The organism is Variovorax sp. GW458-11-26-14-LB1, from assembly GCF_059423965.1.
Genome location: NZ_JBWKYW010000042.1, coordinates 35,294 through 58,141, shown reverse-complemented (window position 1 = coordinate 58,141; position 22,848 = coordinate 35,294). Strand labels below are relative to the sequence as shown.

Sequence of the window (22,848 nt, the reverse complement as noted above, 5' to 3'; positions counted from 1 at the left end):
GCGGTGGCATGCCGATGCTGCCGATCGCACCGGTTCCGGCGCCCGCACCTGCGCCCTCCCCAGCCCCGGCGCCCGCGCCCGCACCGGCCGAGAACCGCGCCGCCGTGCCGGGCTCCGAGCCGTCGCCCTCGCTGAGCGCGCCGCAGCCCGGCTCCACCGCCGCGGTGGGCAACGACAGCGAAGGCATCTACGCGGGCGTGCGAGGCATTGCCTTCGTCGGCACCAACGGTTCGTTGGCGGGCAGCTTCCTCGGGGGCACGATGTGGGGTTCGCTGAAGGTCACGGGGCTCGACTGGTCGTTCAACCTGGACACCGAGTTGTATGTTCCGCCCAACGCATATCCGGTGACGGGCTCGGGCACCTTCGCGCCGAAGAAGTCGGTGGATGGCACCTACGCCTACGACAACCGCAGGCCGTCCGATGTCGGCCCGCTGGCCTACACGATCGAGAACGCGCTGGCGGTGTCGCAGGCGAGCATGACCGGCACGTGGTCCAACACCGACAGCAGCCCGAGCCTGGGCGTGACGGTGCAGGTCGATGGTCAGGGCGTGTTCACTGGCAGCACGAGCGGCGTGCAGATCGGCCAGTGCACGCTCTCGGGTACTGTCGCCCTGGCGCAGCCCGGCTCGGCCAAGAACATGTACAGCCTCACGCTGAAGGCCGTGAATACCGCCACGGCCAGCACCAACGACTGCAAGCTCACCCCCGCCGCCACCGGCAGCTATGCCGGGCCGGCCATCATCGGGCTGGTGCCGGCGGGCGTGTACGACAGCAACGGCTACTTCCGCAGCCTCATGTTCCTGATCCGTTCGAACACTGGCGCCACGCTGCTCGTCAATCTGCGCAAGCAGCCCTGACGGCATTGCGCGCGGGCAGGGCACGCTCAACCGGGAATCTTCTCGAGGCAGTAGCCCAGCCCGCGCACCGTCGCGATGCGCACCGGTCCCTTCTCGATCTTCTTGCGCAGGCGGTGGATGTAGACCTCGATGGCGTTGATGCTCACCTCTTCGCCCCATTCGCACAGCCGGTCCACCAGCTGGTCCTTGCTGACCAGTCGGCCGGCGCGCTGCAGCAGCACCTCGAGCAGGCCCAGTTCGCGCGCCGACAGTTCGATCATCTTGCCGTCGATGGTCGCCACGCGGCCGGCCTGGTCGTAGACCAGCGGGCCGTGGCGGATCGCGTTGCTGGTGGCGCCCATGCCGCGCCGCGTGAGGGCGCGCACGCGCGCCTCGAGCTCCTGCAGGCTGAAGGGCTTGGCCATGTAGTCGTCGGCGCCGTGGTCCAGGCCCTTGACGCGCTCTTCCACGCTGTCGGCCGCCGTGAGCACCAGCACCGGCAGCTGCGAGCCGCGCGCGCGCAGGCGCTTGAGGATCTCGATGCCGTGCAGGCTGGGCAGCCCGAGGTCGAGGATCAGCAGGTCGAACTCGCTGTGGGTCATGAGCGCGGTGTCGGCCTGCGAGCCGTTGGCCACGTGATCGACCGCCGCGCCCGAGGTGCGCAGGCTGCGCAGCAGGGCATCGGCCAGCACCTGGTCGTCTTCGGCAATCAGTATTCGCATGAGCCACCTCCGGCGGATTCAGGCGCCATGCCGGCGCAGTTCACATTTGTCTCAACGCGAGTCTAGCCCGCTGTATAGGCTTCGAGTCCGATGGTTACCACGGTGGCGATCTCGTCGCCCACGCTGGCGCGGAACTCGCGCTCCGTCTGCGTCACGGCGCGGCGGAAGGCGTCGAGCCAGGCCAGCCCGTCGGCCGTGAACAGCACGCGCCGTGCGCGCGCGTCGAGCGGGTCGGGCCCGCGCGTGACCAGCCCCCAGGCCTCGCACTGGTCGACCAGCGTGCCCATGGCCTGCTTGGTCATGCCGGCGCGCTCGGCCAGTTCGGTCAGGCGCGAGCCCTCGCGCGCCAGGTGCCGCGTGATGTGGATGTGCGCCGCGCTCACCTGCGCGCGCGCCGCGAGGTTCGACAGCGCCAGCGGCACGTCGATGTCGTGCGCCATGAGCGCCAGCACGCGCTCGTCGAAGCGGCGCATCGCATGGCCCAGCAGGCGGCCCAGGTGGGTCTGGCGCCAGGCGTCGGGATCGGTGGGAAAGGCGGGGTCGGCCATGGCTTCAGATGGTAAGGCAAACTGACTTTAAAGTGGGTTTGCGAAACGCCATGAGCCCCTACACTACTGTTCAAGCATCCAGCCTGTGGTTAAAAGCAGATGGATGAATCCCGACACAAACCGTTGATATTCAAGGAGATTTCCACATGGACGCAGTCGTCAAGGGCGCAAGCATCTCGGTCGCCAACAGTGAAAAGGCCAAGGCCCTGCAGGCCGCGCTGGCCCAGATCGAAAAGCAGTTCGGCAAGGGCACGATCATGCGCCTGGGCGAAGGCGAGGCGCTGGAAGACATCCAGGTGGTCTCCACCGGCTCGCTGGGCCTGGACATCGCCCTGGGCGTCGGCGGCCTGCCCCGTGGCCGCGTCGTTGAAATCTACGGCCCGGAATCCTCGGGCAAGACCACGCTCACGCTGCAGGTGATCGCCTCCATGCAGAAGCAGGCCGGCACCTGCGCCTTCGTCGACGCCGAGCACGCCCTCGACGTGCAGTACGCCCAGAAGCTCGGCGTGAACCTGTCCGACCTGCTGATCAGCCAGCCCGACACCGGCGAGCAGGCGCTCGAAATCGTCGATTCGCTGGTGCGCTCGGGCGCCGTCGACCTGATCGTGGTCGACTCGGTCGCCGCGCTCACGCCCAAGGCCGAAATCGAAGGCGAAATGGGCGACTCGCTGCCCGGCCTGCAGGCCCGCCTGATGAGCCAGGCGCTGCGCAAGCTCACGGCCACGATCAAGAAGACCAACTGCATGGTCATCTTCATCAACCAGATCCGCATGAAGATCGGCGTGATGTTCGGCTCGCCCGAAACCACCACGGGCGGCAACGCGCTGAAGTTCTACGCCTCGGTGCGCCTGGACATCCGCCGCATCGGCACCATCAAGAAGGGCGACGAAGCCATCGGCAACGAAACCAAGGTGAAGGTGGTGAAGAACAAGGTGTCGCCCCCGTTCAAGACGGCCGAGTTCGACATCCTGTTCGGCGAAGGCATCAGCCGCGAGGGCGAGATCATCGACATGGGCGTGAACGCCAAGATCATCGACAAGTCGGGCGCCTGGTACGCCTACAACGGCGAGAAGATCGGCCAGGGCCGCGACAACGCCCGCGAGTTCCTGCGCGAGAACCCCGACCTGTCGCGCGAGATCGAGAACAAGGTGCGCGAGTCGCTGGGCATTCCGCTGCTCGCGGCCGACGCCGGCAGCGAACCCGAGAAGGCCGAGAAGCCCGCCAAGGCCTCGAAGGCTGACAAGGCGGCAGAGTAAGTTCGACGGGGCGGCCTTCGCGTGTTGCGTGGGCCGTCTGAGCGACCCACCCCCGAATGGCCTTCAGCGCCCCCTCCCTCAAAGGCCGCGCACTGCGCCTCCTGAGCCAGCGCGAGCATTCGCGCGCGGAGCTGGAGCGCAAGCTGGCCAAGCACGAGGAAGAGCCCGGCACGCTGGCGAAGGCGCTCGACGAGCTGGCCGCCAAGGACTTCATCAGCGAGCCGCGCGTCGTCGCCTCGGTGCTGCACCAGCGCGCGGCCCGTTCGGGCGCGCTGCGCGTGAAGCAGGAGCTGCAGGCCAAGGGCATCGCGCCCGAAGCCATCGCGCAGGCGGTGGCCGGCTTGCAAGAAACGGAAGTCGAGCGCGCCACGGCCCTGTGGCGCCGCCGCTTCGACGCGCCGCCCGCCGATGCGAAGGAGCGCGCGAAACAGATGCGATTCCTGATGGCGCGCGGTTTCTCGGGCGCTGTCGTGTCCAAGGTGCTCAGGAGCGACTTCGATGACCCCAGCGACGACCCCTCCGGCGAATGAAGGCGACGCGGCCCTGTCCCGCGTCATCACGCAGCGCGTGCACTGCGAATGGCGCGACGCCTACGCACTCGCGTCCGACCCGAAGCGATTGCCCGACTGGGCCAGTGGCCTCGCCAAGAGCGCGCTGGTGCCGCACGGCGACCACTGGATCGTGCGCACGCCCGAAAGCGGCGAGGCCCGCATGCGCTTTGCGCCGCCCAATGAGTTCGGCGTGCTCGACCACTGGGTGGCGCCCGAAGGCGTGCCCGAGGTCTACCTGCCGTTCCGCGTGATCGGCGTGGCGCCCGGCGTGTGCGAGCTGCAGTTCTCGCTGCTGCGCCAGCCGCACATGGACGATGCGGCCTTTGCGCGCGACGCCGGATGGATCGCGCGCGACCTGCAGGCCCTGCGCCGCCTGCTCGAGGCGGGCTGAGCCCGGCCTGGCTTACTCGGTGGCCGTGACGTCGTCGGCCAGCGGGTTCTCGGCCTTGTACGCGGCGATGTCGCGCACGTTCTTCTGCACCGCCACCGCGCCGAACAGGCTCAGCAGGAAGGCCATGGCGTAGAAGCCCTTCTCGCTCGCAGCCAGCGAGGCGTTGAACAGGCCCACGGCCAGCAGGCCCACCGACAGCAGCAGCGAGACCCAGCACAGGCCGAAGTAGATGCCGGTGACCGAGATGCCCTCGAGCCGGTCGCGCACCGTCTTTTGCAGCGACACGGCCGAGAACAGGCCGTACATGAGGATGGTGAAGTAGTAGCCCTTCTCGTTGAGCTGCATCGCGGCATTCCACAGCCCGAGCAGGTACACGATGGCGCCGATGATCAGCGCGGCCCAGGATGCGGCGACGAATGCGCCGGTCGGTTTCTGAAACTTGACGGTTCCCATGACGATCCTCCTCGTTGTTGTGTCGCGCGATTATGGTGCGGGAAGGCGGTGGCATGATCGCCAGCGACCGGCCTCCCAGGAGGCGGCTTTCCAGAAAAACCGGAGGAACCCTTCATGTCGTCGCAACCCGCCCACCCGCAGTCTCTCGTTCGCACCGGCGCCAAGGCCGGCTTCGCCTTCGCCGGCTCGGCCATCAAGGGCGCGCTGATCGGCCTGTTTCTCGGCGGCGGCGTGTTCTTCTACTACCTGAGCCAGCTGCAGGGCCCGGGCATCCCGGCGGCGCGCGCCGGTGGCGCGGGCGCCATCCTGGCGCTGATCATGTCGCCGCCGTTGCTGGTGGCCGTGCTGCTGTCTTTGTTCGTCGGCGTGTACTTCCTGCTCGGCGTGCAGCGGGGCCGCGCCCGCGCGATGCAGCACCTGGTCGCGGCGCGCGGCGAGGCCGTGTCGCAGCGCCTGGGTGACGCCATCGCGGGCCGCATCGAAGCCATGCCGCGCACGCACGGCGGCCTGCAGCGCGTGGCCGACTGGCTCTCGCCCGACGCCCTGTGCCAGCAGCTCGCGCCGGTGCTCGGCGAAGGCCGGGCCGTGCGCGCGGTGGTCGGCTTCGTGCTGGGCCGCCTGCCCCTGAGCGACATGCTGGCCGAGTGGCAGCAGGAGCGTGCCGCGCACGGTGCGACGACGCCGGCGACGGGCGAAGACCCTGCCCTGCGCGCCCTGCTCACGCGCCGCATCCACGAGGTGCTGCAGGAGATGGCGACGCCCTCGCGCAAGCTCTTCTACATCGCGCTGGTGGCGCAGGCCGTCCTGCTGGGCGTGGGGCTGTGGCTCGTGCGCTGAGCCCGACCGTCTTCGTTGGTCTTGAGGCGTGCAGCTGCTGCGGCGCTGACGCCTCGGCGACAATCAGCGCCCGCGCGGGCCTTGCGGTGTGCGCGGCCTCCATGCCTGCCTGTCTCCCCTGCCCCCCGCTTTTATGATCGTCCGGAAACGCCCGTCCGGGCTCAAGCTGTTTCTGTCCTGGCGGGGCTCCGTCCTGCCGCGCATCGCCGCGGCGCTGACGCTCAACGTGATCGTGGCCATCGTCGTCACGGTGCTGCACGGGCGCTTCGGCTCCATCAAGATTCCGCTCGGCACCGTGCCCTTCGCGCTGCTCGGCCTGCCGCTGGCGATCTTCCTGGGCTTTCGCAACACCGCGGCCTACGACCGCTTCTGGGAGGCGCGCAAGCTCTGGGGCGAGGTGATCCTGCGCTCGCGCAACCTGGCGCGCCAGTGCCAGAGCCTCATCGACGGCGATGCGCCGGTGAACGCCGGCGCCGACACCGTCCGCCGCCTGGACGACCTGCGCGTGCGCATGACCCTGCGCGCCGCGGCGTTTGCTCATGCGCTGCGCCACCAGTTGCGCGGCACCGATGCCGCGGCTGACACCCGGCCCTTCCTGCGCGAGACGGAATGGCAGGGCCTGACGCAGGTCGCCAACCGGCCGCATGCGCTGCTGATGCACATGGGCGCCGACCTGCGCGAAGCGCTGCGCGCGCGGCGCATCGACCCGGCCCTGGCGGCGGGTGTCGACGGCACGCTGTCGGCGCTGAGCGCGGCGGCTGCGTCGTGCGAGCGCATCCTCAGCACGCCCATTCCCTTTTCGTACACGCTGCTGCTGCACCGCACGGCGTACCTGTATTGCTACCTGCTGCCCTTCGGGCTGGTGGACTCGGTCGGGTTCATGACGCCGGTGGTGGTGCTGATCGTGGCCTACACCTTCTTCGGCCTGGATGCGCTCGGCGACGAGATCGAGGAGCCCTTCGGCACCGAGTCGAACGACCTGCCGCTCGAGGCCCTGTGCCGCACGCTCGAGATCGACCTGTGCCAGTCGGTGGGCGCCCCGGCGCCGGCGCCGCTGGTGCCGGTCGACTACTTCCTGCGCTGACACCCGCCGCGCGCGCGGTGCCGGCCTCCCCCTTCCCGAAAGAAAGACGCTTTCCCTCCATGTCGCACGAAGACCGCATCCGCCTGCCCGCCCTGCGCAGCAAGATCACCACCGCGGAGGCCGCTGCCGAATGGATTCGCGACGGCATGGTGGTCGGCATGAGCGGGTTCACGCGCGCCGGCGACGCCAAGGCCGTGCCGCTGGCGCTCGCGGCCCGCGCGCGCCGCGAGCCGATGAAGATCACGCTCATGACCGGCGCCTCGCTCGGCGGCGACGTGGACCGCCAGCTGACCGAGGCCGGTGCCATCAGCCGGCGCATGCCGTTCCAGGTCGACACCGTGCTGCGCCAGGCGATCAACCGCGGCGAGGTGATGTTCATCGACCACCACCTGTCGGAAACGGTCGAGATGCTGCGCACGCGGCAGATTCCGCCGATCGACATCGCGATCATCGAGGCCGTGGCCATCACCGAGACCGGCGCGCTGGTGCCGAGCACCTCGATCGGCAACAGCGCGAGCTTCGCGATCCTGGCCGACAAGGTGATCGTCGAGATCAACACCTCGCAGTCGACCGCGCTCGAAGGGCTGCACGACATCTTCATTCCCAAGCACCGCCCGCAGCGCGAGCCGATGCCGCTGGTGGCGCCGCACGACCGCATCGGCACCAGCGCCATCGAGATCCCGCCCGAGAAGATCCTGGGCATCGTCATCACCGACAAGGCCGACAGCACCTCCACGGTATTGCCGGCCGACGCCGAAACGGCGGCCATCGCGGCGCATCTGGTGGCCTTCTTCGAGCGCGAGGTGGCGCAGGGCCGGCTCACCGAGCGGCTGCTGCCGCTGCAGGCGGGCATCGGCACGGTCGCCAACGCGGTGATGTCGGGGCTGGGCGCGGGGCCGTTCGAGCACCTTACGATGTATTCGGAGGTGCTGCAGGACTCGACCTTCGACCTGTTCGACGCCGGCAAGCTGGACTTCGCCTCGGGCTCGTCGATCACGCTGTCGCCCGCGAAGGCGCGGCAGGTGTTCGGCGACCTGGAGCGCTACAAGGACCGGCTGGTGCTGCGGCCGCAGGAGGTGAGCAACCACCCGGAGATCATCCGGCGCCTGGGCATCATCGCGCTGAACACGGCGCTGGAGGCCGACATCTACGGCAACGTCAACTCGACCCACGTGCTGGGCACGCACATGATGAACGGCATCGGCGGCTCGGGCGACTTCGCGCGCAACGCCTACCTGTCGATCTTCGCGACCAAGTCGGTCGCCAAGCAGGGCGCGGTGTCGAGCATCGTGCCGATGGTGTCGCACGTGGACCATGCACCGCAGGACGTCGACATCCTGGTCACCGAGGTGGGCCTGGCCGACCTGCGTGGGCTGGCGCCGCGTGAACGGGCGGCGGCGATCATCGCCAACTGCGCGGCCGAGCCGTACCGCGCGATGCTGCAGGATTACTACACGCGTGCTGTGGCGACCTGCGGCGGCCACACGCCGCACCGGCTGGAAGAGGCGTTTTCGTGGCACGTGCGCTACCGCGACACGGGCACGATGCGGGTCGACTGAAAGCAGAAAGGCCGGTCCTTGCGGGCCGGCCTTTCTTGCTTGTCAGCGCTGGAAGTGGCTCAGAGCGCCAGCATCAGCTTGAGGTTCTGCACCGCGGCGCCGCTGGCGCCCTTGCCCAGGTTGTCCAGGCGCGCGATCACCACGGCGTGGCGGTGGTCCTCGTTCGGGAACACGCGGATCTCCAGCTGGTTGGTGTCGTTGAGCGCCAGCGCGTCGAGCTTGCCGTCGTCGGTCGGTGGCAGCACCTTCACGAACTGCTCGGGCGTGTTGCTCTTGGCATAGTGGGCGGCCAGGGCGTCCTGCAGGTCGCCGGCCTTCGGCTTGCCGGGCAGCAGGTCCAGGTGCAGCGGCAACTGCACCAGCATGCCCTGCTTGAAGTTGCCCACCGACGGAATGAAGACCGGGCGGCGCGTGAGGCCGGTGTAGGTCATGATTTCGGGGATGTGCTTGTGCTTCAGGCCCAGCGCGTAGGTCTCGAACAGCGGCGCCTTGCCGCCCTCGTAGTCCTCGATCATCGTGCGGCCGCCGCCGGAGTAGCCGCTCACCGAAGGCAGCGACACCGGGAAGTCGGCCGGCAGCAGGCCCGCGTCGACCAGCGGACGCACCATGGCGATGGCGCCGGTGGCGTAGCAGCCGGGGTTGCCGACGCGGTCGGCCTGGGCCACGGCCTGCCAGTGGCCTTCGACGAGTTCGGGGAAGCCGAAGACCCAGCCCGGCGCGATGCGGTGGGCGGTCGAGGCGTCGATGATCTTGGGCTTTTGGCCCGGGAGCTGGTCGATCAGCGCGACCGACTCGCGCGCCGCGTCGTCGTGCAGGCACAGCACCACGAGGTCGACGCCGGCCATCAGCTCGCGCTTGGCGGCCACGTCCTTGCGCAGCTCGGGCGCGATGCTCACGAGCTCGATCTGCGGCATCGTCTGCAGCCGCTCGCGAATTTGCAGGCCGGTGGTGCCGGCTTCGCCGTCGATGAAAACCTTGGCCATATCGGAGTATGCGTAGGGTGGCTAGAAGAAAGTACGTATTGACCGCAACCGCGCATCAAGTATTGGTGCGGCGCACCATGATACAGTCCGCGGTTGTTCGCCGCCCCCAGCCGTCAGGCTGCCGTCGCCCGCGAACAACAGAGCAGAAACAACAGTCTCACTCCCGATCTCCCGTTCTCAACCTCCTCCTTCCGAGAGACATCCCTCATGAAGATTCACGAGTACCAAGGCAAGGAAATCCTTGCCAAGTTCGGCGTGCCGGTGCCGCGCGGCATCCCGGCCTATACGGTTCAGGAGGCGGTCGAGGCCGCCCAGAAGCTTGGAGGCCCGGTCTGGGTCGTCAAGGCCCAGATCCACGCGGGTGGCCGCGGCAAGGGCGGTGGCGTCAAGGTCGCCAAGTCGATCGAAGACGTCAAGAAGCTGGCTGGCGAGATCCTCGGCATGCAGCTCAAGACCCACCAGACCGGCCCTGAAGGCCAGAAGGTGCGTCGCCTCTACATCGAAGACGGCGCCGACATCAACAAGGAATACTACATTTCGGCCGTGACCGACCGCGCCACCCAGAAGGTGGCGTTCATCGCTTCGAGCGAAGGCGGCATGGACATCGAGGAAGTGGCCCATTCCACCCCCGAGAAGATCATCACGGTCTACGCCGACCCCAAGGACGGCCTGACCGACGCGCAAGCCAAGGAAATCGCCGACGGCATCGGCATGCCGGCCGATTCGACCGCCCAGACGGTCGACATCCTGAAGAAGCTCTACACCTGCTACATGGAGACGGACGCCTCGCTGGTCGAGATCAACCCGCTCAACCGTGACAGCAAGGGCAACGTCGTCGCCCTGGACGCCAAGTTCAACTTCGACAGCAACGCGCTGTTCCGCCACCCCGAAATCGTGGCCCTGCGCGACCTGGACGAAGAAGACGCGGCCGAAGTCGAAGCCTCGAAGTTCGACCTCGCCTACATCTCGCTGGACGGCAACATCGGCTGCCTGGTGAACGGTGCCGGCCTGGCCATGGCCACCATGGACACCATCAAGCTGTTCGGCGGCGAGCCGGCCAACTTCCTGGACGTGGGCGGCGGTGCCACCCCCGAGAAGGTCACGGAAGCCTTCAAGATCATGCTGAAGAACAAGAACGTGGAAGCCATCCTCGTGAACATCTTCGGCGGCATCATGAAGTGCGACACCATCGCCACCGGCGTGATCGCAGCCTGCAAGGCCGTGAACCTGCAAGTGCCGCTGGTCGTGCGCATGAAGGGCACCAACGAAGTCGAAGGCAAGAAGCTGCTGGCCGAGTCGGGCCTGCCGATCATCAGCGCCGACACCATGGCGGACGCGGCCCAGAAGGTCGTGGCAGCAGTCAAGAAGGCCTAAGGAACAAGTCATGTCGATCTACATCAACAAAGACACCAAAGTCATCACGCAAGGCATCACCGGCAAGACCGGCCAGTTCCACACCGAGAAGTGCCAGGAATACGCGAACGGCAAGAACGCCTTCGTGGCCGGCGTGAACCCGAAGAAGGCCGGCGAGTCGATCTTCAACATCCCGATCTTCGGTTCGGTGAAGGAAGCCGCCACGCAGACCGGCGCCACCGTGTCGGTGATCTACGTGCCGCCGGCAGGCGCCGCGGCCGCCATCTGGGAAGCTGTCGAAGCCGACCTGGACATGGCGATCTGCATCACCGAAGGCATCCCGGTTCGGGACATGCTCGAAGTGCGCAACAAGATGAAGGCCAAGGAAGCGGCCGGCGGCAAGAAGACTCTGCTGCTGGGTCCGAACTGCCCCGGCCTGATCACGCCCGACGAAATCAAGATCGGCATCATGCCCGGCCACATCCACCGCAAGGGCCGCATCGGCGTGGTCTCGCGCTCGGGCACGCTGACGTACGAAGCCGTGGCTCAACTGACGGAAATCGGCCTGGGCCAATCGTCGGCAGTCGGCATCGGCGGCGACCCGATCAACGGCCTGAAGCACATCGACGTGATGAAGGCCTTCAATGACGATCCGGACACCGACGCCGTCATCATGATCGGCGAAATCGGCGGCCCCGACGAGGCTGACGCAGCCCGCTGGTGCAAGGACAACATGAAGAAGCCGGTCGTCGGCTTCATCGCCGGTGTCACCGCCCCTCCCGGCAAGCGCATGGGCCACGCCGGCGCGCTGATCTCGGGCGGCGCCGACACGGCCGAAGCCAAGCTCGCCATCATGGAAGAGTGCGGCTTCACCGTGACGCGCAACTTCTCGGAGCTGGCCAAGCTGCTCAAGGGCAAGCTGTAAAAAGCACACCCACCGCTGGCGGCATTCCCGCCGCTCGCATTACCACGCAGAAATGAAAAAGCGCCCGCATTGAGTTGCGGGCGCTTTTTTAACTACAACACAGTGGAATCAGAGACATGGAACTTCTTCAAAGCACGGACTTCTGGATCGGTCTGATCAAGATCATCTGGATCAACATCATCCTCTCGGGCGACAACGCCGTCGTGATCGCCATGGCGGCGCGATCGCTGCCGCCCGCACAACAGAAAAAGGCCGTGCTGTTCGGCTCGGGCGCGGCCGTGGTGCTGCGCATCGTGCTGACGGTGGTGGCGGCCAAGCTGTTGGCGCTGCCCTACCTGCAGATCATCGGCGGCGCCCTGCTGCTGTGGATCGGCCTGCAGCTGCTCAGCGAGGAAGACGAAGGCGACGGCGAGTCCAAGGAATACGGCAGCATGTTCGCGGCCGTGCGGACCATCCTGCTGGCCGACCTGGTGATGAGCCTGGACAACGTGATCGCCGTGGCGGCCGCCGCGCAAGGCAGCATGGTGCTGCTGGTGTTGGGCCTGGCCATCAGCATCCCCTTGGTGATTTTCGGCAGCACGCTCATGATCAAGCTCATGGAACGCTTCCCGATCATCGTCATGCTGGGTGCCGCGCTGATCGGCTGGGTCGGCGGCGAGACCATCGTGAGCGACGTGTCGCTGCACGAGGCGCTGGCGGCCAACCCCTGGATGCACTACGTGGGCGCGATCGCCGGCGCGGTGCTCGTCGTGGCCCTGGGCCGCTTCCTGCAACGGCGCGCACGCGCTGCTGCGCACTGATCCCTTAAAAAGCGAGCGCTGACAAACGATGGCAGGTGTTGGCGTTTCCCTTTTCTCCAGTCGACCGGCGCTGAGCTGGGAGTTTGCGGCGCTGACCGATGTCGGGCGCCTGCGCGCCCACAACGAAGACGCGGTGCATGTCGACCCGGCCCTCGGCCTGGCGCTGCTGGCCGACGGCATGGGCGGCTACAAGGGCGGCGAGGTGGCCAGTGCCATGGCCATCTCGCTGATGCACGCGAGCTTCGGCCGCTGGTTCGCCCAGGCCGGCATGCAGGCGCCGGCCCGCGTGGTCCGGCGTGCGCTGCAGGCGGCCACCGACGAGGCCAACGGCGCCATCCTCCAGGCGGGCATCACCCACGAAGAACTGCGAGGCATGGGCACGACCCTCGTGCTGGCGGCGTTCCGCCCCCAGCGCGTGGTGGTCGGCCACATCGGCGATTCGCGCTGCTACCGCCTGCGCAACAACAAGCTGGAGCAGCTCACGCGCGACCATTCGCTGCGCCAGCAGCAGCTCGACGCGGGCGCCATCACGCCCGAAGAGGCCTTGAACTCCCCCACCCGCAACCTCGTGACGCGGGCCGTGGGCGTGGAAGCCCAGGTGTTGCTGGAGATGCACGAGCACAGCGCCAGGCCGGGCGACCTGTACATGCTGTGCTCCGACGGGCTCAGCGAGATGGTGCCGGATGCGCAGCTTTTCACGCTTTTGAGCCGTGATCTGGGGCTGAAGGAGATGGCCTCACTTTTGGTTGCAATTTCAAACGACAATGGCGGACGGGATAACATTTCAGTTGTTCTGGCCAAGGCGGGCGTCAGCGAAGCGACCCGCGGGGCCATGTAGCAGCCAACCCAGGCGGCGGACCGTTTGCGCCGCCTGACGGTGCTGGATCTTTGCAAACGGGGAGTAATCGGCCATGCCGAAGATGATCATTTCGGTCGATGGCGTCGTCATCGGCCAAGTGGCGCTCGCCAAGAACCGCACGACGTTGGGCCGGCGCGCCTACAACGACATCGTGATCGACAATCTCGCCGTCAGCGGCGAGCATGCCGTGCTGCACATGAGCGGCGGCGAAGTCGAAATTGAAGATCTCAACAGCACCAACGGCACCTACGTCAATGCGCTGGCCGTCCAGAAGCAGGCGCTCCAGGACAACGACGTCATCGAGGTCGGCGGCTGCCGCATCCATTTCCGTTCGCACAGCAACCTCATGGCCGGCCCCGGCTCCGTGCGGGCCTCGCTCTCCGAGTATTCGGCGCCGATGCCGCTCTCGTCGGCGCCCACTGAATCGGGCGCGCTGGTCGAGCTGGGCGTGCCCGTGCTGCGCGTGCTCTCGGGCGCCAACGAAGGCCAGGACGTCCCGCTGCAGAAGGTGGTCACCACCATCGGCAAGCCCGGCGTCGCCGTGGCCGTCGTCACCCGCCGCCGCCAGGGCTACGTGGCGGCCACCGTTGTCGGCAGCGTCACGCTCAACGGCGCCCCGCTGGGCGCCGAAGCCGTCGCGCTGCAGGAGGGCGACGTGCTCGAACTCGGCGGCGCCTCGCGCATGCAGTTCGTCCGGATCTGAGCCGGCCCGGACGCCCTGCTCCGTTCTTCGTTTTCTCGCCGGCAGGCATCCGTTGTCCAAGGCTGATCGGCCATGAGCGCAGCGCCGGGCCGCCCCAAGCAAGCTCGCACCGCAGTGCGAAGCACGGAGGTACGTCAATGAGCGCATTGCGGCGGCACTGGCCGCGCATCGCCATCACGCTGCTGCCGGTGCTGCTGGCGCTGCTCCATGCCACCGGCGTTTGGCGGCTGGGCGTGATCGAGCACCTGGACCACCTGATCTACGACGCTCGCCTGCGCGCCACCATGCCGGGCACGCCCGACACGCGGGTCGTGATCGTCGATGTCGACGACGCCAGCCTGGCGCGCGAAGGCCAGTGGCCCTGGCCGCGCGACAAGATCGCCAGCCTCACGACGGAACTGCTGGCCCGCCAGCACGTGGCCGTGCTCGGCTTCGACGTGATGTTTCTCGAGCCCGACCGCAGCTCCGGCCTCGGGCGCCTGAAGGAGATCGCAGCCGGGCCATTGAGCGGCGTGCCGGGCCTCGCTGCCGAAATCGACCAGCTCGCGCCCACCCTCGACCACGACGCCACACTGGCCCAGGCCCTGCGCGGCCAGCCCGTGGCGCTCGGCTACTACTTCACCCGCACCGAACAACCCAGCGCCAAGGGGCTCTTGCCGGCGACGCCGGTGCTGCCGCCTGACGCCTTTCCGCCCCATGCTTCCTTCGTCACGCTCTGGAACGGCTTCGGCGCCAGCCTGCCGGTGCTGGGGCGCGCGGCGCCGGTCGCGGGGTTCCTGAACACCCTGGTCGGTGACGGCAGCGACGACGGCGTGATTCGCAGCGTGCCGCTCATCGCCCGCTACGAGGGCGAGCATGCATCGCCCGGGCACTACGAGTCGCTGGCGCTGGCGGTGTACCGGCTGGCGAACGGTTCGCCGCCCGTGCGGCCGGCGCTCGTGGCCGGCGACGGCAACTTTCCGCGCCTGCAGGCGCTGGTGCTGGGGTCGCTGCGCATCCCGGTCGACCAGAGTGCCAGCCTGCAGGTGCCGTTTCGCGGCCCCGGTGGGCCGCGCGCAGGGTCGTTCCGCTACGTGGCCGCCGCCGACGTCCTCGAGGGCCGACTGGCGCCGGGCGAGTTGAAGGACAAGATCGTGCTGCTCGGCGCCACCGCGCCCGGCCTGCAGGACCTGCGCGCCACCCCCGTCGGCGCGGCGTTCCCGGGCGTCGAAGTGCACGCCAACATCGTCTCGGGCCTGCTCGACCGGCGCCTGCTGGCCGTGCCCGACTACGCACCGGGTTATGAAGTGCTGACCGTGCTGGCGGCGGGGCTGCTGCTCGCGTTCGGGCTGTCGCTGCTGTCCGCATCGCGCGCCGTGCTGCTCGGCGCGGGCGTGGTCACCGCGCTGGTCGGCCTCAACACCTGGCTCTACGTCGGCCACAGCCTCGTGCTCCCGCTGGCGTCGGCGCTCGTCATGGTGGCGCTGGCCTTCGCGCTCAACATGAGCTGGGGTTACTTCGTCGAATCGCGCGCGCGGCGCGGGCTGGTGCGGCTCTTCGGCACCTACGTGCCGCCGCAGCTGGTCGACGAAATGCTCGTGCGCCCCGGCCGCTACAGCATGCGCGCCGAGAGCAAGGAAATGACCGTGATGTTCTGCGACATGCGCGACTTCACCCGGCTGTCCGAGCAGATGGCGCCGGCCGAGCTGCAGGCCTTCCTGAACACCGTCTTCAGCCGGCTCACCGAGGTGATCAGCGCGCACCGCGGCACCGTCGACAAATACATGGGCGACTGCGTCATGGCCTTCTGGGGCGCGCCCATCGACACGCCCGGCCATGCCGCGCTCGCCGTGCAGGCGGCGATCGACATGGCCGCTGCCGTGCACGACATCAACCGCCAGCACCGCGCCAACGGCCGCCCCGAGATCAGCGCGGGCATCGGTTTGAACAGCGGCCTCATGAGCGTCGGCGACATGGGTTCGACCGCGCGCCGCAGCTATACCGTGGTCGGCGACGCGGTCAATCTCGCGTCCCGGCTGGAGGGCCTGAGCGGACACTACGGGGTCGAGATCGTGGCCAGCGGCGCCACCCGCGAGGCGGCGCCCGGGTTCGTCTGGCAGGAACTCGACAGCGTGCGCGTCAAGGGCAAGGCCCAGGCCGTCGCCATCTACACCCCGCTCGCGCCGGAAGCCACAGCCGAGGCGCAGGACACACGGCAGCAACTCGACCGCTGGAGCCAGGTGCTCGCCGCCTACCGCCGCCAGGATTGGGCGCTGGGCCGGAACTTGCTGGCTCCCCTGCTCGCCGCGGATGCGAAAAAAGTCCTTTACCAGCTCTACGCCCAGCGTTTAGCCTCGATGGCGCTTCGCCCGCAGGACCCGGACTGGGACGGCGCCACCCGGTTCGACACCAAATGACGACAGACGCATACAAGGGGTCTTCCACAATGCAGGTTCGCGTGCTGGGTTGCTCGGGAGCCATCGCCAAGGACTGCCGTACCACCTCGTTCCTGGTCGATGCGGACCTGCTCGTGGACGCCGGCACGGGCGTCGGCGACCTCACCCTCGACGAGATGGCCGCCATCGACGACGTGGTGCTCACCCACTCGCACCTCGATCACATCGCCGCCCTGCCCCTGATGCTCGACGCCGTCGGCAGCCGCCGCACCCGGCCGCTGCGCGTGCACGCCCTGGCAGCCACCATCGACGCGCTGCGCGCGCATGTGTTCAACAACGTCATCTGGCCGAATTTCGAACGCATTCCCAGCCCCGAATCGCCGTTCGTGAGCTTTCACGAGATCACGGTCGGGCAACGCCTCGAACTGGGCAGCGACGCCCCCAAGCTGATCGAGGTGCTGCCGGCCGTCCACACCGTGCCGGCCTGCGGTTTCGCCATCCGCCGGGCTGAAGGCGGCGCTCACTGGGTCTTCAGCGGCGATACCGAGCGCAACCCGCCGTTCTGGGAGCGCGTCAACGCGATCGACGTGGCGATGCTCGTCATCGAGACCGCCTTCAGCTCCCGCGAAGAAGCCTTGGCCGAACGCAGCCTTCACCTGTCGCCGGTGGCCCTGGCGCACGAGCTGGCGCAGATCGATCCGGGCAAGCAATACCCGATCTACATCACCCACACCAAGCCGGCGGAGACCGAAGAAATCATGAGCCAGATCGAGATGCTGGCGGGGCGCGAGGTGGCGGGCTTGGCGCAGCGGGACATCCGCTGGCTCAAGGCGGATGGGGTGCTGACCTTCTGACCGGAAGCGGTCGGGCATGACAAATTTGTCGACACAATTGGCATCTGAGTGCGAGTTGTGTCACATCATGTAACCATCTTGTGACCAAAGACGGCCCGAACGAGGGCTGCAGGGTGGGGAACCCGGGTGGCACGGATGCTGCGAAAGTTACCTCGCTCCGGGCTGGTTCCCGGGCTTTACAAACCAACCTGGAGTTAATCGAATGAACCGTCGTTCTATCGCACGCAATGTGCAAAAGGGTTTCACCCTGATCGAATTGATGATCGTTGTGGCGATCATCGGCATCTTGGCTGCAGTGGCTCTGCCGCAGTACCAAAACTACACGGCTCGCGCTCAGACCACCGAAGCAATGAACCTGCTTGCCGGCCTGAAGACTCCGCTTATGGAACTCGCTGGCAGCAATGGTTTGCAGCAGGCCTGCGGCACCAACGACGCAACTCCTGCTGTCCCCGCCGGTCCTGGCGGCGTTCCCGCTGGGACGCCCGCTATCCCTGCCGGCGCTCTGCACACGTCCAACAACTTCACGCTGTCCGGTCAGTACGTCGACACCATCGTGGCTACCCCGACCGCAGCTACCTCCTGCGCTCTTGTGGCAACGTTCAAGAACACGGGCGTTAACGACAAGCTGAAGGGCCAGACCATTACCTTCACGTACACCGCTGCGAACGCCGAATGGCGCTGCACCTCCAACCTGAACGCCTCCGTTCGTCCTAAGACCTGCTCGGAATCCTAAGCAACTGAAGCCGCTTAGGCGGCCAAGTGCGCCCGATGAAAATTTTGGGCACCTGCATCAAGCCGCCTTCAGGCGGCTTTTTGCTTTTTAATCCTCGTGTCCCAGTCTTGGTGGACTGACACTTTTTCCCTGAAGGAAGGCCGGCCAATGCAGTCAAGTGCGAGACGCGCAGACTCTTGGTTTTTCAATCAAGAAAGCGAACGCAGCTAAGGCCGGTCCAATAGCGCTACGGTATCCGGAGCCGCTCGACCGTATTGGCATGGCTACCAGAACTGGTATTCGGCATCCTCTCGGCTGCCCATGCCCGTATCGGTCAAGCAATCCTCTTCCTCTTCCTCTTCCATGCCATCGACTCACCGAGCAGAAGGTCGACTTCCCCGAGGTGCAGCCTCTCGAAGTCAACGCGAATGCCCGACTGTTCGAGGTGGTGATCGGATGTACTGAAGAAGGACTGAGCACGTATCGCAAAAAGCCTTTGTGCTCTCGCAAGAGCTTCTTCCGGGGTAAGAGCTTGCCGCCATCGAGTTCTGGGCCGCCCTGGGGTTGTGTGGCCGCTAATGTGATGCGCGCGAATACACCGTGATCGAGCTCGTTCGCGAGGTGCTCTCGCCGCACTGGGTCGCGCAGAGACCGTACCTACCGTGAAATTGAAAACGCCCGATGAAGTTCAGCGGGCGCCTTTGGCTGGCTTCAACACCCGGCTATCGGGCCTTCGCAGGGGTCAATCTACGCTTTGGTAGGGCGGATCAGATACGGCATCTAGTTCACCAACTCTCGCCACGAAGTCCGATGCGCGACTCCCCCTCCCGACGAAGGTGGGACCGGAGGAACTTCGGAGCCCAGATCTCCGTTGCTCCGCTGATAGATGATTCGGATGTTGCCGTTGCTGTCCTTCACCCAACTCATCCCTACGATCAGCGAGTTGTCGCTCCACAGGGTCCCCGACGGGTTGGTGGTCACCACGCCGCCATTGGCCGCGTTGAGGTAATAGCGCCACGATGAGCCTCCCGAGGCGCAAGCATCGCCATTGGGAATGGCGGTCGCAATCGCGAGGGTGTTGAGTTGCAGGCCCAGGTTGGTCGCGATGCGCTCTCTGCTGTGTGGCAAGTCGATCCACCATCCTGCCTTCGTTGAGAAGTTGACCGCATTGTTGGAGACCGATGCGGTCCGTGCCTCGGCCTCCGTCCCAGCGAGCGTGAAGGTTTGTCGCACGAAATTCGTCGTATCCGCTCGCACGTCACCCCAGCCGTTGTTCGTCAATGGATCCTTCACCGCGTAAACGCTTTGCTGTGTGGAGTCCGTAATGTCGTTCTGGCCCAAATAGCGCCCGGTTCCTACGATGATCACGGGTTTCCCCGAGATCTCCACGGTTTCGGGTTTCGTCGAGATCGGCTGCGGTGTAGTGCCGACCCGGAAGGTGGCGAGCTTGAGGGCTGCGCGATGCGGCTCGACGAGGCCATCGATGTCGAAGCGCCACAGGTTGCCCAGCATGTCGCCACCGTAAAAGCGCTTGCTGGTGTTGTTCGCCGCATCGTCGATCCAGGCGTTGATCTTTGCCAGGCCGCTGGGAGCGCTGGCGCTGCCGACGTCGGTCGAAATGTCCTGCAGCTTCGCACCGGTGTTGGCGTTCAGTACGAACAGATGGCCCCTTCCGTCGCCGGACGTGTTGTTGTACCCGGATGCGAATACCACCACCCAGGTGCCGTCGGCCTTCTTGGTGATGACCGGATTGCCGTAGCTGTAGCCGAGGTTGTCGTCGGTGAACTCCCACAGCATGGATGGGTTGAGGGGGTCGGTGATATCGAGTGCGTAGTAGCTCTTGCCGCCAAGATTGAGACCACCCACGAGGATGGTCTTCCATGCCGTGCCGACCTTGATGTCGGCCATCACTGGCGCACCGTCCACGAAGTACTGGTGGTTGGACCCGTAGGCCGAGTCCGCCAGCTTGTACAGATTGGGCATCACCGCTGTGGGAACGAAAGCCCAGAGTTCGGTGCCACCGTCCGAGGTCTCGGACGAGAAGGCGTGCAGCATGCCATCGTTCGCGGCAACGTAGACGACGTTCTTTCGCGATGCCTTTGCGGCAACGAAGTCGGCGTATCCCGCGTCTGCGTAGCTGAAGGGCGGCTTGCCGACGTGCACCGGCGCGCCGTTCACGATGTCGCCGAGCACGTGCTCGCGCTTGCGATACAAGGGCGCCACGTTTGTGTTCGAGGCGTTGGTGCTTTGGGACTCGTGGGTGCGAACGCCGCGCAGATAGTTGACGAGGTTGGCGCCGGAGTTCGCCGCGGTTTTCTCGTTGTCCGACAGTTGCGAGCACTGGCTGGCGGTCAAGCCGGTCGAGCACATGCGGTTGTCGAAATTTCCCTGCAGCGCCGTGCTCAGGTTGGCGTAGGTAAAGCCCCGCAGCGTACCGCTGTTGTTGAAGTAGATGTTGCGGTTCGCGGGCGTCGCGGCGTCAAGCAGCGCTTGCGCGGACCAGGCACGTGCGCCGATGGTGGCGTCCGCACCGTTGAGCGCAAAGGCTTGCAGATCACCGGTCCAGGCCTGGGTCGTGTAGCTGGCCCGGAACACCTGGTTGTTGTTCCCGGCCACAAGCTCGAGCGAACTGGTTGATGCGGCCGCGCCGGCGCCGGCCACCTGCTTGACCGTCGAGACGACGCCGTTGATGGCCTCGGCCAGCAGGCTGGCATTCATCGCCGAGTAGTACTGCCCGCGGCCGTTGACTGCGGCGTGCCACAGGTCGTCCACGTTGCGGGCGTCGCCGCCGATGCTGTTGCTCTTCGTCGAGTTGGTATTGCCAGGTGATGGCCAGTTGAGCGGGCCGCGCTTGATGTCCGCGTAGGCGCCGGTTGCCTGGGTCAGGTAGTTCTTGTCGTATGCCAGCGTGCCGCTCACGCCCAAGCCGATCGTGAACGTGTTCATGTGCTGCCAGTTGGCGGGATCGGTGGCGGTGGTGCGAACGATGTTCGCGCACACGTCCTGGGAGCTTCCGTTGCTGGACGACGTGGACGTGCAATGGCTGCCGTTGCGAAGGTCCGTCTTGTAGTAGTACTGGGCCACGTCGGCCAGCGTGTTGGACGTGCCACCGGCGGACGATCTTGTCGTTGCCTCGGTGCTGGTTTCCGGACCGCTTATGCGCTCGCCAGAGTTGGTGGTCGTGATGGAGACGGCGCTCCAGCCGGCCGAAGCGCCGTTGGCACTCGGGCTGTACGAGAGGTTCCCGTTGCCCTTTGTACGCTGGCAGCTTTTCTGCGCAGTGCCACTGTTGACCCAGGCGCTGCCAGCGCCAGGATCAGGACGTGCGGGATTCGGGCTGGCTACGGTTTGATCCGATGTGACGGCCAGGTTTCTCCAATTGGAGTAAGTGGTTGGACTCCTTACCGGGGCGGCCTCCACGCCATCCGTGGTCACGGTCGTGATGGTGTAGGTGGCGACGCCTTCCTTCGGCGTGACGACAGTGCGGGTTTCCGTCTGCTGCGTGTACGTTTGGCGCTGCGTTGTCACGAGATACCTGTTCCACTCGCACCCTCCCTGGCCGCCGTTTGAGGCGACGGTGGTGGCATCGCGTGTCCAGTCCTTCGTGCGCGTCTGAACCTGGGTTTCCGTTGCCGTCGCGGGAGCAGTCACCGTGACGATCTTCGTGACAGTGCTGGTTGCATCGTCCACCATTGGACGCACCTCATCGCCGTCCTGTTGCCCGATCTCGGTGCCGTTCAATTGGACACCCTTGCCGCTGTTCCAGTAGCCATCGGTCGAGAGCAGCGCGTAGTTACGCTGGCAGGAGTACTGTATGGGGTCGTACTGGTCGGTGAATTGCTTGCCGAAGTAGCGGCCGGCCTTGGAAAGCGCGGAACGCAGCGGTGTATTGCCGTTCGGCTCCGAGCCGTAGAGGCTGCTGTAGAAATTGTCCTTTTGCGGCTGGGCGAAGTCCTTGACGTCCCGGAAGTAGCCGGTGCCCGAGCCCTCGGCGCTTGCGCCGTCCACCACGCTGGTGTCGCTGATGGTCGAGAAGCCCACACGGTAGTTCTCGTTCAGCGGCGCGATGGCGCGTCCCATCGCCGTGCGCATCAGAAGGTAGCGCTTGCGATAGTACGAATACCAGTTTGCATAGTTGGTCTTGACATCCGCAGGCGAAGCGTTCGTCACCGTGTGCTTGTCGAAGACGTCGCTTCCGGGCGAGGCGCCGATGGTGCTCGTGCATTCTTTGTAGAAGGTTGCTTCCGTGTCGACATTGCCGTCGCTGCTGTAAGTCCAGTTGACGGCTTTCTGGGTGCCGGCTGCTTTGTAGGTGTAGTAGGTGGGGCTCAGCGCCAGCGTCCAATCGGAATAGGAGCCACTGCCCGTCACTGTGTCAACCCGCACGACCAACGCCCATGCCTCCCGCTGGTTGCTCCAGCCCCAGCTCGTGATGGCGCCTCCCATGGAGGCCGCCGAATTGGCGATTCCGGTGATCGTGACGTTGTCGCCCCGGACAAAGGATTCGTCGTTGTAAGTGCCAGCCGTGAAGTAGAAGGTCTTGGAGCCTGTACCGACGCTGATGGACGACGTCTTGATGGTCGTCGCCTGGACAAGATCGATCGTCGAGGCCTTGGTGTAGCCATCGGGCCACGCCGAGTTGAAAGACGCATCCGCGTACTGCGTACCTGCGGAATTCAACGGGGGGTTGTAGGTGAGGGTCGGATCGTAGGCGATGCCGTTGCATTGGGCCGTCTTGTAGCCGTACCAATGTCCATAGGGCTGGTCTGCGAGGCCCGATGACACGCCCAGTTCGTCAGGCATGTAGCTCCAGTTCATGGAGCCCGAGTTGTCCAGGAGAAACAGCAGGTTCGGCTTGGCCTGCACGTTGCCGCGCGTGGCCAGAGGCTCGTTGGCGAGGTCGGTGGTGTTCGATGTTTGCGACGACGTGCTGAGTGCATAGCCCAATACGCCAAGCGGAACCAGGGCGCAGAGGGCCGCGAGGCGCCAACGCGCGCCACGGCCGTTGGTCGATGAACGGAGGAATTGAGGCGTCATGAGGGGGCTT

At 66.3% G+C, this 22,848-nt stretch carries 20 protein-coding genes; 15 read left to right on the top strand and 5 right to left on the bottom strand.

The features are described from left to right. Window positions 1-857, top strand: an 857-nt coding sequence (locus tag AC07YS_RS23720) for a hypothetical protein (protein WP_495269184.1), incomplete at its 5' end; no start/stop codon positions are given. A gap of 26 nt (window positions 858-883) precedes the next feature. Here AC07YS_RS23720 and AC07YS_RS23715 read toward each other — a convergent pair. Both AC07YS_RS23715 and AC07YS_RS23710 read right to left on the bottom strand, forming a co-directional pair. Further along, the gene (locus AC07YS_RS23715) at window positions 884-1,558 is read right to left on the bottom strand and encodes a response regulator transcription factor (protein WP_056575150.1); all 675 of its coding nucleotides are present in this window, start codon (window positions 1,556-1,558) and stop codon (window positions 884-886) included. Between the two features lie 62 nt (window positions 1,559-1,620). After that, complete coding sequence (locus AC07YS_RS23710; RefSeq protein WP_062482795.1) at window positions 1,621-2,106, bottom strand: MarR family winged helix-turn-helix transcriptional regulator; 486 nt, start codon at window positions 2,104-2,106, stop codon at window positions 1,621-1,623. Window positions 2,107-2,252: 146 nt separating this feature from the next. On the opposite strand from AC07YS_RS23710, the gene recA reads away from it, so the two are divergent. From recA to AC07YS_RS23695, 3 genes are read left to right on the top strand one after another with little or no spacing between them, the layout of a single operon-like run. Further along, window positions 2,253-3,362 carry a recombinase RecA gene (gene recA / locus AC07YS_RS23705; RefSeq protein ID WP_062482792.1) on the top strand — a complete coding sequence of 370 codons (1,110 nt, stop codon included), beginning with the start codon at window positions 2,253-2,255 and terminating at the stop codon, window positions 3,360-3,362. Window positions 3,363-3,418: 56 nt separating this feature from the next. Continuing rightward, the gene (recX, locus tag AC07YS_RS23700; protein WP_495269183.1) at window positions 3,419-3,892 is read left to right on the top strand and encodes a recombination regulator RecX; all 474 of its coding nucleotides are present in this window, start codon (window positions 3,419-3,421) and stop codon (window positions 3,890-3,892) included. Continuing rightward, window positions 3,861-4,304 carry an SRPBCC family protein gene (locus AC07YS_RS23695; RefSeq protein ID WP_495269182.1) on the top strand — a complete coding sequence of 148 codons (444 nt, stop codon included), beginning with the start codon at window positions 3,861-3,863 and terminating at the stop codon, window positions 4,302-4,304. The genes recX and AC07YS_RS23695 overlap by 32 nt, the downstream gene beginning before the upstream one ends. 12 nt (window positions 4,305-4,316) lie before the next feature. Here AC07YS_RS23695 and yiaA read toward each other — a convergent pair whose 3' ends face one another. Then, window positions 4,317-4,757 carry an inner membrane protein YiaA gene (gene yiaA, locus AC07YS_RS23690; RefSeq protein WP_062482786.1) on the bottom strand — a complete coding sequence of 147 codons (441 nt, stop codon included), beginning with the start codon at window positions 4,755-4,757 and terminating at the stop codon, window positions 4,317-4,319. Between the two features lie 114 nt (window positions 4,758-4,871). On the opposite strand from yiaA, the gene AC07YS_RS23685 reads away from it, so the two are divergent. From AC07YS_RS23685 to scpC, 3 genes are all read left to right on the top strand, one after another. Next, entirely contained in the window at window positions 4,872-5,594 is a 723-nt protein-coding gene (locus AC07YS_RS23685) for a hypothetical protein (RefSeq protein WP_495269181.1), read from the top strand. Window positions 5,595-5,727: 133 nt separating this feature from the next. Continuing rightward, a complete protein-coding gene (locus tag AC07YS_RS23680; RefSeq protein WP_489060593.1) occupies window positions 5,728-6,678 on the top strand; it encodes a bestrophin family protein in 951 nt (316 codons plus the stop codon). Between the two features lie 59 nt (window positions 6,679-6,737). Further along, window positions 6,738-8,237: a succinyl-CoA:acetate CoA-transferase ScpC gene (gene scpC, locus AC07YS_RS23675; RefSeq protein ID WP_495269180.1), complete on the top strand. Its 1,500-nt coding sequence runs from the start codon at window positions 6,738-6,740 to the stop codon at window positions 8,235-8,237. 59 nt (window positions 8,238-8,296) lie between these two features. On the opposite strand, the gene argC is transcribed toward scpC, so the two are convergent. Continuing rightward, window positions 8,297-9,220: an N-acetyl-gamma-glutamyl-phosphate reductase gene (gene argC, locus AC07YS_RS23670; protein ID WP_307695259.1), complete on the bottom strand. Its 924-nt coding sequence runs from the start codon at window positions 9,218-9,220 to the stop codon at window positions 8,297-8,299. A gap of 207 nt (window positions 9,221-9,427) precedes the next feature. On the opposite strand from argC, the gene sucC reads away from it, so the two are divergent. The 8 genes from sucC to AC07YS_RS23630 all read left to right on the top strand — a co-directional run bounded on the left by sucC (window position 9,428) and on the right by AC07YS_RS23630 (window position 17,822). After that, window positions 9,428-10,594, top strand: coding sequence for an ADP-forming succinate--CoA ligase subunit beta (sucC, locus tag AC07YS_RS23665; RefSeq protein ID WP_062475330.1), 1,167 nt, complete (start codon window positions 9,428-9,430; stop codon window positions 10,592-10,594). Between the two features lie 10 nt (window positions 10,595-10,604). Beyond that, entirely contained in the window at window positions 10,605-11,498 is an 894-nt protein-coding gene (sucD, locus tag AC07YS_RS23660) for a succinate--CoA ligase subunit alpha (protein WP_056575184.1), read from the top strand. A gap of 116 nt (window positions 11,499-11,614) precedes the next feature. Next, window positions 11,615-12,298: a TerC family protein gene (locus AC07YS_RS23655; RefSeq protein ID WP_495269179.1), complete on the top strand. Its 684-nt coding sequence runs from the start codon at window positions 11,615-11,617 to the stop codon at window positions 12,296-12,298. A gap of 28 nt (window positions 12,299-12,326) precedes the next feature. After that, entirely contained in the window at window positions 12,327-13,136 is an 810-nt protein-coding gene (locus tag AC07YS_RS23650) for a Stp1/IreP family PP2C-type Ser/Thr phosphatase (RefSeq protein ID WP_070063289.1), read from the top strand. Between the two features lie 73 nt (window positions 13,137-13,209). After that, window positions 13,210-13,860: an FHA domain-containing protein gene (locus tag AC07YS_RS23645; protein ID WP_095747310.1), complete on the top strand. Its 651-nt coding sequence runs from the start codon at window positions 13,210-13,212 to the stop codon at window positions 13,858-13,860. Between the two features lie 137 nt (window positions 13,861-13,997). Beyond that, on the top strand, window positions 13,998-16,256 hold the full coding sequence (locus AC07YS_RS23640; RefSeq protein WP_495269178.1) for a CHASE2 domain-containing protein: 2,259 nt from the start codon (window positions 13,998-14,000) through the stop codon (window positions 16,254-16,256). Window positions 16,257-16,285: 29 nt separating this feature from the next. After that, window positions 16,286-17,089, top strand: a complete 804-nt coding sequence (locus AC07YS_RS23635; RefSeq protein WP_447748894.1) for a 3',5'-cyclic-nucleotide phosphodiesterase — start codon at window positions 16,286-16,288, stop codon at window positions 17,087-17,089. Window positions 17,090-17,291: 202 nt separating this feature from the next. Further along, complete coding sequence (locus AC07YS_RS23630) at window positions 17,292-17,822, top strand: pilin (protein WP_495269177.1); 531 nt, start codon at window positions 17,292-17,294, stop codon at window positions 17,820-17,822. A 759-nt stretch (window positions 17,823-18,581) separates the two neighbouring features. On the opposite strand, the gene AC07YS_RS23625 is transcribed toward AC07YS_RS23630, so the two are convergent. Continuing rightward, window positions 18,582-22,838, bottom strand: a complete 4,257-nt coding sequence (locus tag AC07YS_RS23625; RefSeq protein WP_495269176.1) for a pilus assembly protein — start codon at window positions 22,836-22,838, stop codon at window positions 18,582-18,584. Window positions 22,839-22,848 lie beyond the last annotated feature (10 nt).